The following is a 16,093-nucleotide window of genomic DNA, read 5'->3' as shown; positions in this document are numbered from 1 at the left end:
CTGTTCCTCAGGCTCGCACCCGCGCCGACTTCGGGTCGTAAAGCGGCTTGAGGCTGGCTTCGGCCGGAACGCGGTCGCCGGCGATCTCGATCTCGTAGCGCGAGCCCAGGACGTCGGCGCCGCTTTCCTCGGTCCCGCAGGCGACGTAGCCCAGGCCGACGGCGGCGCCCAGGTGATGGCCGTAGTTGCCGGAGGAGAGGTAGCCGGCGATCTCGCCGTCCCTGAGAATCGGCTCGTGGTGGTAGAGCAGGGGCTCGGGGTCGGCCAGGCGGAACTGCAGCAGGCGCTGGGACAGCCCCTGCTGCCGCTTGCGCAGGACCGCCTCACGGCCGAGGAAGTCGCCGAACCTCGACGGCGTCTTGTCCGGCTTGACCGCGAAGCCGAGGCCGGCCTCCAGGACATGGTCCTCGTCGGTGATGTCGTGGCCGAAGTGCCGGTAGGCTTTCTCGATCCGGCAGGAGTCCAGCGCGTGCATGCCGCAAAGCCGGAGCCCGTGATCCGCCCCCGCCTCGACGATGCGGTCGAAGACCTGGCGGGCCATCTCCGTCGGCACGTAGAGCTCCCAGCCGAGCTCGCCGACGTAGGTGATTCGGTGCGCGCGCAGCACCGCCATGCCCAGGTCGATTTCCTTGGCCCGGCCGAAAGGGAAGGCCTCGTCGGAAAGCTCGGCCTCGGTCAGGGGCTGCAGCAACGCGCGGGACTTCGGACCCATGACCGCGAGCACCGCCTCGCCGCCGGTGACCTCGATCGCGACGCAGTGCGCGTCGTCCGGGATATGCCGCCTCAGCCAGGCCAGGTCGCGCGGCCCGCTGGCCGCCGAGGTGACCACCAGGAAAGAGGTCTCCGACAGTCGGGTCACCGTCAGGTCGGCTTCGATGCCGCCGCGGCCGTTCAGCCACTGGGTATAGACGATCCGTCCGGGCTCGACCGCGACGTCGTTGGCGCAGATCCGCTGCAGGACATCTTCGGCGTGGCGGCCCTCGACCCGGATCTTGGCGAAGGAGGTCATGTCGAAGAGCCCGACGCCCGCCCGTACCGCCTTGTGCTCGGCCGCGGCGTGCTCGAACCAGTTCTGACGGCCCCAGGCATAGCGATACTCCGGCCGCTCGCCGGCGGAACGGGCCGCGGTGGGCAGGAACCAGTTGGCCCGCTCCCAGCCGGCGACCTCGCCGAAGCAGGCGCCGGCGGCCGCCAGGCGCTCGTGCAACGGCGAGTGCCGGACGCCGCGCGCGGTCTCGAACTGCCGGTAGGGGAAGTGGTCGGCGTAGAGCAGGCCGAGCGTTTCCTTGGACCTTTCGGAGAGGTAGGCCTTGGTGCCCTGGAAGGGCTGCATGCGTCGGATGTCGACGTCCCAGAGGTCGAAGGGCGGCGCGCCGGTCTCCATCCACTCCGCCAACGCCTTGCCGGCGCCGCCGGCCGACTGGATGCCGATCGAGTTGAAGCCGCAGGCCAGGTAGAAGCCCTTCAGCTCCGGCGCCTCGCCCAGGAGGTAGCGGTCGTCCGGGGTAAAGCTTTCCGGACCGTTGAAGAAGGTGTGGATGCCGGCGGTCTCCAGGATCGGCAGGCGCCGGATGGCGGCCTCGAGGATCGGCTCGAAATGGGCGACGTCCTCGGGCAGCTGGTCGAAGCAGAAGTCCTCGGGGATGCCGTCGAGGCCCCAGGGCTTGGCCACCGGCTCGAAGGCGCCGAGCAGGATCTTGCCCGCATCTTCCTTGTAGTAGGCGCATTCGTCCGGCACCCGCAGGACCGGCAGGTCGCGTGGCAGCTCCGGCAGGTTCTCGGTGACGATGTAGAAGTGCTCGCAGGCCTGGAGCGGCGCGTTGACGCCGGCCAGACGGCCGACCTCGCGGCCCCACATGCCGGCCGCGTTGACGACGGCTTCGCAGGCGACCTCGCCGTGGTCCGTGCCGACGCCGGTGACCCGGCCGTCCTTTCGGTGGATGGCGGTGACCTTGACGCCCTCCAGGATCCGGGCGCCGCCGTTGCGCGCGCCCTTGGCCAGAGCCTGGGCGATGTTGGCGGGATCGGCCTGGCCGTCCTTCGGCAGGAAGACCCCGCCGGTCACGCCCTCCGCATTGATCAGCGGATAGGTGTCCTTGCAGTCCTGCGGGGTTAGGACCTGGACCTCGAGGCCGAAGGTCCGTGCCATGGAGGCGCCGCGCTTCAGCTCCTCCAGGCGGTCGTCGCTCAGCGCCAGGCTGACGGAGCCGTTCTGCTTGAAGCCGGTGGCGACCCCGGTCTCGGCCTCGAGGGTGGTGTAGAGCTCGGCCGAGTACTTGGCGAGCTGGGTCATGTTGCGGGTCGCGCGCAGCTGGCCGATCAGCCCGGCCGCGTGCCAGGTCGTGCCGCAGGTCAGCTGCTTGCGCTCGAGCAGCAGCACGTCGCTCCATCCGAGCTTGGTCAGGTGATAGGCGACGGAGCAGCCGATCACGCCGCCCCCGATGATCACGACCCGGGCCCGGTCGGGAAGGGATACGGTCATGGCGGTTCCCCCTCAGGCCTTGAGGCGCTCGTTGTTCGGGTCGTAGAGCGGCTCGCGCCCGACCACCGCCTTGTAGCGCTCGCCGAGGATCTCGACCTCGAGCCGCGCGCCCTCCTCGGCCAGGTCGCTGCGGACGTGGGCCAGGGCGATGGAGCGGCCGATCCGGTGGCCGTAGCCGCCCGAGGTGACCAGGCCGACCCGTTCCTCGCCCTGCCAGACCGTGGAGAGGTAGGGCGCGTCGGCGCTGCCGGCGTCGACCAGCAGGGGCACGCAGCGTTCCGGGCTGCCGGCCTCGCGCTCCTCGATCAGGGCCTGGCGGCCGATGAAGTCCGGCTTGTTCAGGCGCACGAAGCGGTCGAGCGAGCCGACCAGCGGCGTGTAGTCGGTCGAGAGGTCCGATTTCCAGGCCCGGTAGCACTTCTCCAGCCGCAGCGAGTCCAGGGCGTACATGCCGAAGTCCCGGATGCCGTGGGCCTCGCCGGCCTGCCACAGCAGGTCGTAGGTCGCGAGCAGGGCTTCGTTCGGCAGGTGCAGCTCCCAGCCCAGTTCGCCCACGTAGTTGACCCGGATCGCGACGCCCCGCGCCATGGCGATCGTGATCGGCCGGTGGCTGAGCCAGGGAAAGGCCGCGTTCGAAAGGTCGCAGTCGGTGACCTTGGCCAGCAGTTCGCGGGCCTTGGGTCCGGCCAGGACGAGGGTGCCCCAGCGCCCGGTCACGTTGTCGATCCGGATCGGCCCGTCGTCGGGCAGGTGCTTTTGCAGCCAGTCGCGGTCGTGCCACTCGGCCGCCGCCGCGGTGATCAGCCAGTAGTGGTCCGGGCCGAAGCAGGTCACGGTCATCTCGGTCAGGGTGCGGCCGCGCGGCGTGCAGAAGTAGGCGAGCGAGATCCGTCCCGGCTTGGGCAGGCTGCCGGTGATCAGGCTTTCCAGCCACGCCCCGGCGCCTTCGCCGGTGACCTCGAAGCGTGCGAAGCCGGGCAGGTCAAGGATCCCGACGCCGTTCTGCACGGCACGGCATTCCTCGGCCACCGCCTCGAACCAGTTGCTGTGGTGATAGGACAGCACGTTCTTGGGCCGGTCCTTGCCGGGCCGCGGAAACCAGACGGCGCGCTCCCAGCCGCCGCGGGCGCCGAAGACCGCGCCCTTGGCCTGCAGGCGGCCGTAGAGCGGCGAGGTCTTGGCCGGGCGTCCCGCCGGCCGCTCCTCGTGCGGGAAGCCGATGGCGTATTCGTTCTGGTAGAGCTCGACCGCCTTGGCCCGGACGTATTCGGGCGTCGCGTAGTCGGTGAAGCGCCGCGGGTCGACCGACCACATGTCCCACTCGGTCTCGCCCTCGGTGATCCACTCGGCCAGGACCTTGCCGGCGCCGCCGGCCTGGACGATGCCGAAGGAGAAGACGCAGGCCTCGTAGAAGTTCCTCAGGCCCGGTGCCGGGCCGATCAGCGGGTTGCCGTCGGGGGTGTAGGGGATCGGCCCGTTGATCACCCTCTGCACCCCGACCGTGCCGAGGATCGGCACCCGCGCGCAGGCGTCCTCGATGTAGGCCTCCAGGCGCTCAAGGTCGTCCGGATAGAGCTGGAAGGAGAAGTCGGCCGGCATGGGATCGTCGGGCCGGGTCCAATGCGGCGTCGCCTGCCACTCGTAGGGGCCGAGTAGCAGGCCGTCGCGCTCCTGGCGCAGGTAGTAGCTGGTGTCCGGGTCGCGCAGCAGCGGAATCTTGCCCTCGTAGGCGGTCAGCTCATCGATCGACTCGGTCACCAGGTACTGGTGCGACATCGCAACCGTCGGCACCTGGCGGCCGACCATGGCGCCGATCTCCGCAGCGCGGTAGCCCGCCGCGTTGACCACGGCCTCGCAGCGGACCTTGCCCTTCGGCGTCTCGACCTCCCACTCGCCGCCTGGCAGCCGGCGCAGACCGGTAGCCGGGCAGAAGCGGACGACCTTGGCGCCGAGGTTGCGGGCGGCCTTGGCGAAGGCCTGGGTCAGCTGCGCCGGGTCGATGTCGCCGTCGCCCGGGTCCCAGATCCCGCCCTCCAGGTCGTGCAGCTCGATGAAGGGATAGCGGTCCTTGATCTCGTTGGTCCCCAGCATCTCGAAGTCGAGGCCCTGGTAGCGGGCCATGGCGTGGACGTGGCGGAACTCCTCCATGCGCGCCCGGCTGTGGGCCAGGCGAATCGACCCGGTGACGTGATAGTTCATGGGATAGTCGGCCTCGTCGCCCAGGCGCCCGTAGAGCGCGGTCGAATAGGCCTGCATCTTCATGATCGACCAGGAGCCGGAAAAGTTCGGGCAGTTCCCTGCGGCGTGCCAGGACGAGCCGGACGTCAGCTCGTTGCTCTCCAGCAGCAGGCTGTCGCTCCAGCCCTGCTTGGCGAGGTGGTAGAGGCAGGAGCAGCCGACGGCGCCGCCGCCGATTACCACAACACGTGTCGTCTCGGGTAGCTCGGCCATGGCGCCTCTCCCACTCTTCCTTCTTGCTAAGCTGTCGTCGGCGCGGTCGGGGCCGGACCGGTCGTTTTCCGAATGATCAGGCTGGTGCCGATCCGGGTCCTGCGCGGCACCGACTTGTGGCTCAAAATCAGCGACAGGACTTCCGCCGCGCGGGCGCCCATCTCGCCGGTCGGTACGTGGACCGTGGTGAGGGCCGGAGCCACCTGGGCGGTCAGTTCCAGGTTGTCGTAGCCGACGATCGAAAGCTCTTCGGGCACCCGCAGGCCCTGGGCCTGGGCCTCGAAGAGCGCGCCGACGGCCAGGATGTCGTTGCCGCAGAAGACCGCCGTCGGGCGCGGGTCCTGGGCCAGCAGTTGGCGCAGCCCGATACGGCCCTCCTCGATGCTGAAGGGCCGCTCGATCCGGCGCTCCGGCGGCAGCGTCAGGCCCCGCTCGGCCAGGGCCTCGACAACACCCGCGATCCGCAGGCCGGCCCGGTCGTTGCGTTCGGGCGGGTAGTCCATGACCCCGATCCGTTCGTGGCCAAGGTCGGCTAGATAGTGGGTCGCCATGGCCGCGCCCTCGCGGTTGTCGTAGCCGACCGAGATCTGGGTCGGATCCTCGGCGTGGACGTGGGTGATCAGATAGGGCAGGGCGCGGGTCTCCAGCAGCTCGTAGGTTTCCTGGCTGCGTTGCGCGCCGCAAAGCACCACGGCGTCGACCCCGGACTCGAGCAGATTGCGAACCTCGATCAGCTCTTGTTCGGCGTTGAAGCGGTCGACTCCGATCAAGAGGGCGTAGCCGATGGTGCCGAGGCGCTGCTGGAGCGCCTCGACGAAGCGGGCGAAGATCGAGTCGTCCATGGTCGGGATCACGACGCCGACCCGGAAGCTCTTCTGGGAGGACAGGGAGCGGGCGGCGCCGTCGGGGATATAGGTCAGGCGCTGGGCCGCGGCCAGGACCCGCTCGCGGGTCTCGGCATTGACCGCCTCGGGCCGGTTGAAGGCCCGCGACACCGTCGCGATGGATACGCCGGCCGCCCGTGCGACTTCGCGGATTCCGTTGTGCGCCGGGCGGCGGGACGGCCTGGCCTTGATCTTGGCTGCGGTCATGGGCGCCGGGTCATGTAACCGTTTTAGGTTCCCCCTTCCTATCACCTTTCGCGAGCGGAAAGAAGGCCCTGCGATCTGGAAGCGGGTGCTGAGGACGGTGCTGACACCGGTCGGCGAGGGACGGTCGCCTCAGGCGACGCCGCGGGACGGGGATCCGGGCCTCGAGATCGGACTCCACGGCGGCCGCCAGGGAGGGGCCGCCTTCGCCGGCCGGGCCGAGGATGCCGGGGCCGCTTCCGCTTGTGCGCTTCGAGAAGCGATGGTAGCGTTTTCATCAATTTCGCCGGCTAGGCCAGGCTTGGCGTAACAAGGTCAAGAATTCCACAGAAGATGTGGTCAGTTGGTGCCAGATAACGGGCTTTGTGATGCTCAATGCGAGTCTGGAAAAATGGCAGCGTTCCCATAGGGAGGCCTCGGCAAGCCTGGTCGACGTGGCCCGCCAGGCCAGGGTGTCGCCGACCACCGTCTCCCGCTTCTTCAACCAGCCCGATCTTGTTCGCCCGCGCACCCGGGCGCGCATCGAGCGGGCGGTCGCGGAGCTCGGCTACCTGCCCAACGCCGCCGCCCGGGCCCTGGCATCCAAGCGTTCCCGGATGGTCGGCGTCGTGGTTCCGACCCTGGACCACGCCCTCTTCGCCAAGGCTCTGAACAGCCTCGAAGGCCGCTTCGCCGCGGCGGGCTACACCCTGGTCGTGGCCGCGAGCGGGTTCGACCGGGAGCGTGAGCGCCGCCAGGTCGAGAGCCTGCTGACCCATCGCATCGATGCCCTGGTCCTGGTCGGTGCCGCCCGCGATCCGGCGGTCTACGCGCTGCTCCGAGGCCAGGGCCTGCCCTACGTCACGACCTGGGTGGTGGACCAGGACGAGGGGCATCCCGGCGTCGGCATCGACAACCGCGCCGCGGGCCGGCGGATCGCGGACCACCTTCTCGACCTCGGCCACCGGGACTTCGGGGTGATCTCGGCAGAGACCGCAGAGAACGACCGGGCCCGCGCCCGGCTGGCCGGCGTGCGCGCAGCGCTGGAAGCGCGCGGCGTCGCGCTGGCGCGGGAGCGCGTGATCGAACGGCCGCTGGACCTGCTCGAAGGCGGCTACGCCTTCCGCCACCTGATGGGCCTGTCGCCGGCGCCGAGCGCGGTGATCTGCGGTGCCGACCTCTTCGCCGTCGGGGCGGTCTTCGAGAGCCCCAGGCTCGGGCTCCGGGTTCCCGACGACGTCTCGGTCACTGGCTTCGATGACATCGATCTCGCCTCCCTAGTCGATCCGCCGCTGACCACCTTGCGCGTGCCGGTCCGCGAGATCGGCGAGCGCGCCGCCGACTATCTGCTGAAGCGGCTGCGGGGCGAGGCCGTGCCGGACAGCACTCTGCTCGAGGTCGAGCTCTTGCTGCGCGGCAGCACCGCGGCCCCGAAGGCGAAGGAGAACTCGCGATGAAGACTCAAGCCCGCGCGGTGGTGATCGGCGGCGGCGTCGGCGGCTGCTCGACGCTCTATCACCTGACCAGGCTCGGCTGGTCCGACGTGGTGCTGGTCGAGCGCGACGAACTGACCTCGGGCTCGACCTGGCATGCCGCGGGACAAGTGACCCAGTTCGGCACCGTGCAGACCATGCTCCGACTCAAGCACTACAGCACCAAGCTTTACGCCGAGCTGGCCGCCGATCCGGAGCATCCGATCAACTACCACATCACCGGCGGCGTCCGCCTGGCCCACACGCGCGACGATATCGACGGCTACGAGCACTTCGTCGCCCTGGCCAAGGGCGTCGGGGTCGAGCTCGAGCTGCTTTCGGCCGAAGAGACCGGTCGGTGCCACCCGCTGATCCGCACCGAGGGCCTGGCCGGCTCGCTCTGGGACCCGGTCGACGGTGACATCGACCCGAGCCAGCTGACCCAGGCCCTGGCCCGCCGAGCGCGCCAGGGCGGGGCCGAGATCTACCGCTTCAACCCCGTCATTGGGATCGCACGCAAGCCCTCGGGCGACTGGCGGGTGCGCACCCGGAACGGCGACATCGACTGCGAGGTCGTGGTCAATGCCGCGGGCTACCGGGTCAACGAGGTCGGCGCCATGCTCGGGGTCGAGCACCCCGTTGTCTCGATGGAGCACCAGTACTTCTTGACCGAGTCGATTCCCGAGATCGCGGCCCTGGACCACCGCGTGCCGATCATCCGCGACCCCGGCGACGACTTCTATTCCCGCCAGGAACGCCAGGGCCTGCTGGTCGGGATCTACGAGCAGCCCTGCCGGACCTGGGGCACCGAGGGCATCCCCGAGTCCTTCACCATGGACCTGCTGCCCGACGACCTGGACCGGTTGGCCGACAACCTGGAAGGCGTTTTCGCGCGCCTGCCGGTGCTGTCCGAGACCGGCATCACCCGCATCGTCAACGGCCCGATCACCTATTCGCCCGACGGCCTGCCCCTGATCGGCAAGATCCCCGGCCTGCGCAACGCCTACGCCTGCCTCGGGCTGCGCGCCGGCATCGGCGAGGGCGGCGGCCACGGCAAGTGCCTGGCTGAAATCATCGTCCACGGCGAGTGCGAATGGGAGATGTGGGACCTCGATCCCCGGCGCTTCACCGACTTCGCCGACCAGCCCTACACCGCGGCCAAGGCGATCGAGGAGTACCGGCACGAGTTCACCTTCCACATGCCCCACGAGGAGCGCCCGGCCGGCCGGCCCCTCAAGACCACGCCGCTCTACGAGACCTTCGCGGCCAAGGGCGCCCATTTCGGCCTGCGCGGCGGCTGGGAGCGGGCGCTCTACTTCAAGCCCGCGGACCCGTCCTTCGAGGATGTCCCGAGCTTCCGCCACACCACTTGGTTCGACCGGGTCGGCGAAGAATGCCGGGCGGTGCGCGAGCGTGTCGGGATCACCGAAACCACCGGCTTCACCCGCCTCGCCGTTTCGGGACCCGAGGCTGCCGCCTTCCTCGACCGCATGGTCGCCGGCCGCCTCCCTTCGCCGGGCCGAATAGGCCTAGGCTACTTCTGCTCGGACAGCGGCGGCGTGGTCGCCGAGGCCACGCTCGTGCGTCTCGCCGAGGACTCCTTCTGGCTGGTCTCGGCCGCGGCCGCCGAGCACCACGACCTGCAGTGGCTGAGCGAGCATCTGGAGGGCGCCGAGGTCGCGATCGAGAACCTGACCAAGCGGTTTTCGACGCTGGTCGTCGCCGGGCCCCGCGCCCGGGATCTGCTTTCGAAGGTCACCGAGGCGCCGCTCGACAACGCCGCCTTTCCTTGGCTCAGCGCCCGGCGGATCGCGATCGCCGGCGCGGAGGTCCGGGCCCTGCGCGTCAACTTCGTCGGCGAGCTTGGCTGGGAACTCCATGTCCGGATGGAGGATCTGACGGCTTGCTACGATCGCCTGGTCGAAGCCGGCGAGGAGATCGGCCTGGCGCACTTCGGCGCCTATGCCATGGAGTCCCTGCGCCTGGAGAAGTGCTACCGCCACTGGAAGGCCGACCTGACCACCGAGTTCTCGCCCTTCGAAAGTTCACTCGACCGCTTCGTGAAGCTCGACAAGGGTGACTTCCTCGGCCGCGCGGCGCTGCTCGCGCAGAAGCAGGCGGGCATCGAGACTCGCTTCGTCCCGCTGATCGTCGACTGCGAGACCGCCAGCGCCCAGATGGGCGCCCCGATCTGGTCCGAGGGGCAGGTCGTCGGCAGCGTCTCCTCAGGCGGCTACGGCCATACCATCGGCAAGAACGTCGCCCTGGGCTTCCTGCGCGCCGACCTGGCCGAGCCAGGAACCGAACTCGCCACTACCGTCCTGGGCGAAGCCCGTCCGGCCGTGGTCGCCCGGGAGCCGCTCTACGATCCGGACAACGAGAGGCTGAAGTCCTAGGCATTGGTTTCGCAGCGGCATGTCGGCTAAGTTTCCGGCATTTTCGGCGTTCAAGCTTCGCCGCCTGCCGTAGGGGGAGAGAACCAAGCCGTGAAGCGCCGGGGCTTTCGTTTCCTGCTTGTCGCCGCTGTCCTGGCGGCGGTGCTCTACGGCGGCCTGTTCTGGTTTCTGCGCAACCCCTCCGTTGCCTCGGATGCCAGGTTCCTTCCGGAGAAGTCGGAGGTCGCGAGGCTGGAAGCACACGTGAGTTATCTCTCGGGACTCAGGCCGCCGCGCAGCGCCGGGAACCCCGAGGGTCTGGACAAGGCCGCGGCCTATGTCGCCGAAGGCTTGGCGGCGACAGGCTGCGACCTGGTCGAACAGCCCTACACCCTCGATCGGGTCGAGTACCGGAACGTCGTCTGCTCCTTCGGCCCGGAAAACGCGCCGCGCGTCGTGGTCGGCGCGCACTACGACGTCGCCGGCGACTCCAATCCGGGCGCGGACGATAACGCCAGCGGGGTGGCCGGGATCCTCGAGTTGGCGCGCCTGATCGGAGCCGCGCGGCCTGACCTGCGCCATCGCATCGACTTGGTCGCCTTCACCCTGGAGGAGCCGCCGCATTTCCGCAGCGAAGACATGGGCAGCTACGTCTACGCCAGGAGCCTGCGCCGGGCCGGAGTGCGGCTGAAGCTCATGATCAGCGTCGAGATGATCGGCTACTTCTCGGATGCTATCGGGTCCCAAACCTTTCCGATCGACGCTCTTTCCTGGTTCTATCCTGAGACCGGGAACTTCATCGCGGTCGTGGGCCGCGCCTTCGACCGCTCCCTCGTGGCCCGCACCAAGGCCCTTATGGCGGCCGGCCGGAAGCTGCCGGTCTATTCGATCAACGCGCCCGGCTTCGTGCCCGGAATCGATTTCTCCGACCACTGGAGCTTCTGGCAGCACGACTACCCGGCGGTCATGGTGACGGACACGGCCTTCTTCCGGAACCCGAACTATCACCGGCCGACGGACCGGCCGGAGACCCTGGACTATCGCCGCATGGCCCTGACCGTCGACGGCCTTTACCGGGTTGCGGTCGGTTTCTGAGGCCCTCTCACCCAGCTCCCGCTCTACTTCAACAGATCAGAGCACGATTCAGATATGAGGTTGCTTCAACCTCATATCATCGTGCTCTAGGGCTCCGCCTTCGGCCGTTGGCCGAGCCGCTCGACCAGCTCCGCGGCGAAGAGCGCCAGGGTATCGTCCCGGGCGCCCATGACGACGATGCGGTCGCCCGGCCGGGCCAGCTCGATCAGGCGGTCGCCGCAGGCCGCGCGCTCGGCGAAGGCCTCGGCCTGCCGACCGGCGGCCGCGACGCCGGCCACGATGTCCTCGCTGGTCACGCTGCGGTCGGTGACCGTGCCGCCGTAGTAGACCGGGTCGGGCATGATCAGGACGTCGTCCTCGCGCAGGTTCTCGGCGAAGCAGGCGATGAAGCCGTCCTTCATCTTGCGCAGCGGGCCGAAGCCGTGCGGCTGGAACAGCGCCAGCAGCCGTCCGGGGAAGGCGTGCAGGGTCGCCAACGTGGCCTCGATCTTGTCCGGGTTGTGGGCGAAGTCGTCGATCACCGTCACCCCCTGGGCCTGGCCGACCAGCTCCAGGCGGCGGCGCAGGCCGGCGAAGCTGCCGAGGGCCGTGGCCGCCGCCTCCAGGGAGAGGCCGCAGGCCTGCGCCGCGGCCAGGGCGGCCAGGGCGTTGGCGGCGTTGTGCCGGCCCGGCACCTGGAGGCGGACCTCGGCCGAGCGTCCGGTCTCGGTCTCGGTCACCGTGAAGGCGATCCCCTCCGGCGCCGGCGCCAAGCTGCCGGCGACCAGGCCGGCGGCCGGGTCGCTCAGGCTGAAGGTGATCGCCTTGTCCGCGGGAATCCCGATCGCCAGCGCCGTGGTCTCGGCGTCGTCCAGGTTCAGGACCACGGTCTCGGCCTTGGCCAGAAAGTCGCGGAACAGGACGCGCAGCTCCTCCAGCGACTTGTGGTCCAGGGAGACGTTGTTCAGCACCGCGATGCGCGGGGTGTAGAGCGCGATGGAGCCGTCGCTCTCGTCGACCTCGCTGACGAAGAGCGCGCCCTTGCCGACCACGGCGCTGGCGAAGGGCGTGTCGTCGGTGATGAAGTTCTTCATCACCGCGCCGTTCATGATCGTCGGCTCCAGCCCGGCCTGCTGTAGGATCCAGCCGATCATGCCGGTCGTGGTCGACTTGCCGCTGGTGCCGCCGACGGCGAGGCTGCGCGGTGCGGCGTTGAAGATCTCGGCCAGCAGCTCGGCGCGGCGCATCACCGGCGCGCCCAGCCGCTTGGCCTCGCGGACGTCGGGCACGCTGTCCTCGACCGCCGCCGAAGTTACCAGGATCTGCTCGGCGCCGGTGATCCCGCTCCCGTCCTGGGCGTGCAGCGGGATGCCGCGGGCGCGCAGAAAATCGAACTTCTGCGCCGTCCGCCCTTGGTCTAGCATGCGATCGGAGCCTTCGACGGCGTGTCCCTGGCCTCGCAGGATCAGGGCCAGCGGCAGCATCCCGCTACCGCCGATCCCACAGAAGAAGTAGTGCTTGGTCTGGTTCATCCGCTGCCGAGTTTAGCGATGGGACGGCCCTGACACGAAGGCCGGATAGGAAAAGGGAAGGTCGAGTGAGTCGCAACCCATTCAGGATCGGTGTCATGGCGCCCGGGACGCGCATTGACGCGGGCATCGCCGACGAGGTCAAGCGTCTTGCTGCGCAACTCTATCCCGAGGCGCCGCCGGAGATCGCGTTCCATCCCCAGTGCTTTCTCTCCTCCGGGCACTTCGCCGGGAACGACGCGGCCCGTGCCGCGGCCTTCCTCGACATCGCCAACGACGGGAGTTTCGACGCCCTCTGGTTCGCGCGCGGCGGCTACGGCTCCTGTCGCTTCGCCCTCGATGTCCTGCCGCGGCTGACCCCGGCCGCGCGCGACAAGGCCTACCTCGGCTACAGCGATGCCGGCACCCTGCTGGCCGGGCTCTACAAGGCGGGCTTCCCCCGCCTGGCGCACGGGCCCATGCCGGTGGACATCACGCGGGCGGGCGGGGCGGCGGCGGTCGAGCGGGCGCTGGCCTATCTGATCGAGGACTCCGCCGAGGGCCTGGAGCCCAGCGTCGGGGCCGAGGGCCCGGCGGTGGCCTTCAACATCATCATCCTGGGCCATCTGATCGGCACGCCCTTGCTGCCGGACCTGGCGGGGCACGTCGTGATGCTGGAGGAGATCTCCGAGTACATGTACCGGATCGACCGCGATCTCTGCCAGATCACCGGCGTCCCGGCGATCCGGCAGGCCGCCGGCATCCGGCTGGGACGCTGCAACGGCATTCCCGAGAACGACCCGGACTTCGTCCTCACCGAGGAAGAGGTCGCCCGCCATTGGTGCGAGGTTTCGGGGATCCCCTACCTCGGCCGCGCCGACATCGGCCACGACGCCGACAACAAGGTCGTGCCCTTCGGCCCGCCGCCTGCCGCCTGAGGGCTACTTGCCGCGGGCCGCAGGGCCGATGGCCTTTGGCACGCGTTGGCAATCATGCTCCGTCGAGCTGGCGCAACCTTGACTGCAAGGCAGCGAGGCCGCTGCGCAAGGCCGGGGTCGGCCTCTGGCGCAGGGCTATCCGCAACGATGGAGGAAGGAATGATCGGTGATTTACCTGCCCTAGGCCCGACCCGACAGGGCATTCTCGGCGCCGCGGTGGCCGTCGCGCTGACGGCGGCGCTCTCGGTCACGGCCGTCGCGCGGGACCTCTCGCTCCCCGAGGCCGCGACGCTGCAGCGGGTGGTGGACGAGGCCCATGCGAAGTTCAAGGACCTCAAGGAGGGCAAGAACGCCGACTACATCCCGATCCTGGCCACCGTACCCTCGGAGCTCTTCGGCGTCGCCATCGTCACCACCGACGGCAAGGCCTACGCGGCCGGCGATATCGACTACGTCTTTGCGATCGAATCCGTCGCCAAGCCCTTCAACGCGGCCCTGGTCCTGCAGCAAGAAGGACCCGAGGCGGTCAGGAAAAAGATCGGCGTCGAACCGACGGGGCTGCCGTTCAACTCCAAGATCGCGGTCGAGATCTACGAGCAGCGCTCGGTCAACCCGCTCGTCAATGCCGGTGCGATCGCGGCGGTGAGCATGGTGGACGCCAAGAGCGAGGCGGAGCGCTGGGAAAAGGTCCTGAACAACCTGAGCGGCTTCGCCGGCGGCGAGCTCAAGCTCTTGGAGGAGGTCAACGAATCGGAATACAGCACTGCCTGGTCGAACCGGGCGATCGCCAACCTGCTGTACAACTACGGTCGGCTCTACTCCGACCCGGAGGAGGCCCTGATCGTCTACACCAAGATGAGCTCCGTCGGCATCACCACGGTGCAGTTGGCGACCATGGGCGCGACCTTGGCGAACGGCGGCGAGAACCCGGTGACCGGCGAGCGGCTTCTGAACGAAGAGCACGTCCCCGAACTGCTGTCCCTGATGCTGACCGCGGGCTTCTACGACGAGTCCGGTCAGTGGTCCTACACCGCCGGCCTGCCGGCCAAGACCGGCGTCGGCGGCGGCATCGTCGCGGTGGTGCCCGGAAAGATGGGAATCGCCGCCTTCTCGCCGCGCCTCAACGAGGCCGGCAACAGCGTTCGTGCCGTCAACGCCATAGGCCACATCTCGTCCGAGCTCGGCTTGAGCCTCTTCGAAACCGGCAACTGAAGCGGTCGGATCGAGATTCGCGCGTCACGCCGCAGTTACGCGACCATGCTTCAAGGCCGTGGCGCCACGTTCTGGTTGAGCCGGAAGAGGTTCTCCGGATCGTAGCGGGCCTTCAGGGCGGCCAGCCGGGCGTAGTTGGCGCCGTAGGCCTCGCGCTCCCGGCCCGCGCGCTCGGCGATGAAGTTGACGTAGGCGCCGCCGCCGGCCTGGGCCGCCAGGGCCTCCTGGCAGGACCGGATCCAGGCCATGCAGACCCCGTCGTCGGCAGGATCCAGCCAGCGCGCGCCCGGGCTCGCCACGAAGGCGACGTCCCGATGCGGGTAGGCGGTCGCGTCGGGCGCGACGTCGTTGATGGCGCCGCCGACCTGGGAGATCAGGATGTCCGACTGGGGCGTCGGGAAGCGCACGGCCAGGGTCACCAGCGCGTCGATGATGGCATCCGAGAGCTCGGCGAGGTTCCGCGAGGCCCAGTAGTTCCGCAGGCCCCTGGCATAGGTCTCGTCGAGCAGGCTCTGCGCCGTGGTGTAGGGCAGCGGCCCTGCGGCATCGCCGATCGGCCGGCCGAAGCCGCGCAGGGGCGCCAGCACCGCCTCGCCCTCCCCGGGATCTCCGGCGTAGAACTGCATCAAGGTCAGCACCTTGGTCCCGTGATGGGCCTCGGGCAGGAAGGGCAGTGGCGGCGCCGTCATCAGGTCGGCCCAGACGCAGCAGTCCCGGGGCGCGGCCGCCGCGAAGGCCCGGTAGCGCGCCAGGACCTCGGCGGCGTCCTCCAGGCGATAGACCGTCGGGCCGAAGAAGACCTCCGGGCCGAGCGGGTGCAGCCGGAACTCGAAGGCGGTGGCCACGCCGAAGTTGCCGCTGCCGCCGCGCAGGCCCCAGAACAGCTCCGGGTTCTCCTCCTCGCTGGCCTGCAGGACCTCACCGGCCGCGGTGACCAGCTCGACCGCCAGCAGGTTGTCGGCGGCCAGCCCGTGCTTGCGCGACAGCCAGCCGAAGCCGCCGCCCAGGGTCAGGCCGGCGACCCCGGTGGTCGAGACCACGCCGGCCGGCACCGCGAGCCCGTACTCCTGGGTCGCCCGGTCCAGGTCGCCGAGCAGCGCGCCGCCGCCGACCCGGGCGATCCGGGCCTGCGGGTCGACCTCTACGGCGTTCATCGGCGATAGGTCGACGACCAGGCCGCCGTCACAGACCGAGGTCCCGGCGATGTTATGGCCGCCGCCGCGCACGGCCAGGGCCAGGCCCTTGTCGCGCGCGAAGCCGACGGCCGCGATGACGTCGGCCACCGCCGCGCAGCGGGCGATCAGGGCCGGCTTCCTGTCGATCATGGCGTTCCAGACGGCGCGCGCCTCGTCGTAGGCCGCGTCCTCCGGCGCAATCAGCGCGCCGCACAGGCGCGCGCCCAAGTTTTCCGTCACGGCCGTGTCCAGCATCCTTGCCTCCATCGCAACGAGGTTTGGCGGGGGAGGCAAGCTTGGCGCCGGCGATCTCGCCGAACTACTCTAGAATTTGGAGTT

The 16,093-nt window shown here is 69.5% G+C and carries 10 protein-coding genes; 5 read left to right on the top strand and 5 right to left on the bottom strand.

Annotated features, from left to right (window positions below):
- Positions 1-7: 7 nt before the first annotated feature.
- Genes QNJ30_10870 through QNJ30_10860 form a run of 3 tightly spaced genes read right to left on the bottom strand, consistent with a single transcriptional unit; the run spans position 8 to position 6,024 of the window.
- Entirely contained in the window at positions 8-2,482 is a 2,475-nt protein-coding gene (locus QNJ30_10870; protein MDJ0943961.1) for an FAD-dependent oxidoreductase, read from the bottom strand.
- A gap of 12 nt (positions 2,483-2,494) precedes the next feature.
- Positions 2,495-4,933, bottom strand: coding sequence for an FAD-dependent oxidoreductase (locus QNJ30_10865; protein MDJ0943960.1), 2,439 nt, complete (start codon positions 4,931-4,933; stop codon positions 2,495-2,497).
- Between the two features lie 26 nt (positions 4,934-4,959).
- A complete protein-coding gene (locus QNJ30_10860) occupies positions 4,960-6,024 on the bottom strand; it encodes a LacI family DNA-binding transcriptional regulator (GenBank protein MDJ0943959.1) in 1,065 nt (354 codons plus the stop codon).
- Positions 6,025-6,389: 365 nt separating this feature from the next.
- On the opposite strand from QNJ30_10860, the gene QNJ30_10855 reads away from it, so the two are divergent.
- The 3 genes from QNJ30_10855 to QNJ30_10845 all read left to right on the top strand — a co-directional run bounded on the left by QNJ30_10855 (position 6,390) and on the right by QNJ30_10845 (position 10,942).
- On the top strand, positions 6,390-7,457 hold the full coding sequence (locus QNJ30_10855; GenBank protein ID MDJ0943958.1) for a LacI family DNA-binding transcriptional regulator: 1,068 nt from the start codon (positions 6,390-6,392) through the stop codon (positions 7,455-7,457).
- On the top strand, positions 7,454-9,868 hold the full coding sequence (locus QNJ30_10850; GenBank protein MDJ0943957.1) for an FAD-dependent oxidoreductase: 2,415 nt from the start codon (positions 7,454-7,456) through the stop codon (positions 9,866-9,868). The genes QNJ30_10855 and QNJ30_10850 overlap by 4 nt, the downstream gene beginning before the upstream one ends.
- A gap of 90 nt (positions 9,869-9,958) precedes the next feature.
- Complete coding sequence (locus QNJ30_10845) at positions 9,959-10,942, top strand: M28 family peptidase (protein MDJ0943956.1); 984 nt, start codon at positions 9,959-9,961, stop codon at positions 10,940-10,942.
- A gap of 86 nt (positions 10,943-11,028) precedes the next feature.
- On the opposite strand, the gene QNJ30_10840 is transcribed toward QNJ30_10845, so the two are convergent.
- Positions 11,029-12,453: a Mur ligase family protein gene (locus QNJ30_10840; protein ID MDJ0943955.1), complete on the bottom strand. Its 1,425-nt coding sequence runs from the start codon at positions 12,451-12,453 to the stop codon at positions 11,029-11,031.
- A gap of 65 nt (positions 12,454-12,518) precedes the next feature.
- Here QNJ30_10840 and QNJ30_10835 point away from each other — a divergent pair, with 65 nt between their 5' ends.
- The gene (locus tag QNJ30_10835) at positions 12,519-13,367 is read left to right on the top strand and encodes an LD-carboxypeptidase (protein ID MDJ0943954.1); all 849 of its coding nucleotides are present in this window, start codon (positions 12,519-12,521) and stop codon (positions 13,365-13,367) included.
- A gap of 159 nt (positions 13,368-13,526) precedes the next feature.
- On the top strand, positions 13,527-14,579 hold the full coding sequence (glsA, locus tag QNJ30_10830) for a glutaminase A (protein MDJ0943953.1): 1,053 nt from the start codon (positions 13,527-13,529) through the stop codon (positions 14,577-14,579).
- A gap of 50 nt (positions 14,580-14,629) precedes the next feature.
- On the opposite strand, the gene QNJ30_10825 is transcribed toward glsA, so the two are convergent.
- Positions 14,630-16,009 carry an FAD-binding oxidoreductase gene (locus QNJ30_10825; protein ID MDJ0943952.1) on the bottom strand — a complete coding sequence of 460 codons (1,380 nt, stop codon included), beginning with the start codon at positions 16,007-16,009 and terminating at the stop codon, positions 14,630-14,632.
- Positions 16,010-16,093 lie beyond the last annotated feature (84 nt).

This window comes from Kiloniellales bacterium, assembly GCA_030066685.1.
In the GTDB taxonomy this organism is placed as follows: Bacteria; Pseudomonadota; Alphaproteobacteria; order Kiloniellales; family JAKSBE01; genus JAKSBE01.
Note: the sequence above shows the minus strand (reverse complement) of the source record. Positions and strands in the feature narration are given on the sequence as shown.

Coding starts and splice junctions, on each gene's coding strand:
- QNJ30_10870 (MDJ0943961.1), bottom strand. CDS start 2,482: ATGACCGTATCCCTTCCCGACCGGGCCCGGGTCGTGATCATCGGGGGC.
- QNJ30_10865 (MDJ0943960.1), bottom strand. CDS start 4,933: ATGGCCGAGCTACCCGAGACGACACGTGTTGTGGTAATCGGCGGCGGC.
- QNJ30_10860 (MDJ0943959.1), bottom strand. CDS start 6,024: ATGACCGCAGCCAAGATCAAGGCCAGGCCGTCCCGCCGCCCGGCGCAC.
- QNJ30_10855 (MDJ0943958.1), top strand. CDS start 6,390: ATGCTCAATGCGAGTCTGGAAAAATGGCAGCGTTCCCATAGGGAGGCC.
- QNJ30_10850 (MDJ0943957.1), top strand. CDS start 7,454: ATGAAGACTCAAGCCCGCGCGGTGGTGATCGGCGGCGGCGTCGGCGGC.
- QNJ30_10840 (MDJ0943955.1), bottom strand. CDS start 12,453: ATGAACCAGACCAAGCACTACTTCTTCTGTGGGATCGGCGGTAGCGGG.
- glsA (MDJ0943953.1), top strand. CDS start 13,527: ATGATCGGTGATTTACCTGCCCTAGGCCCGACCCGACAGGGCATTCTC.
- QNJ30_10825 (MDJ0943952.1), bottom strand. CDS start 16,009: ATGCTGGACACGGCCGTGACGGAAAACTTGGGCGCGCGCCTGTGCGGC.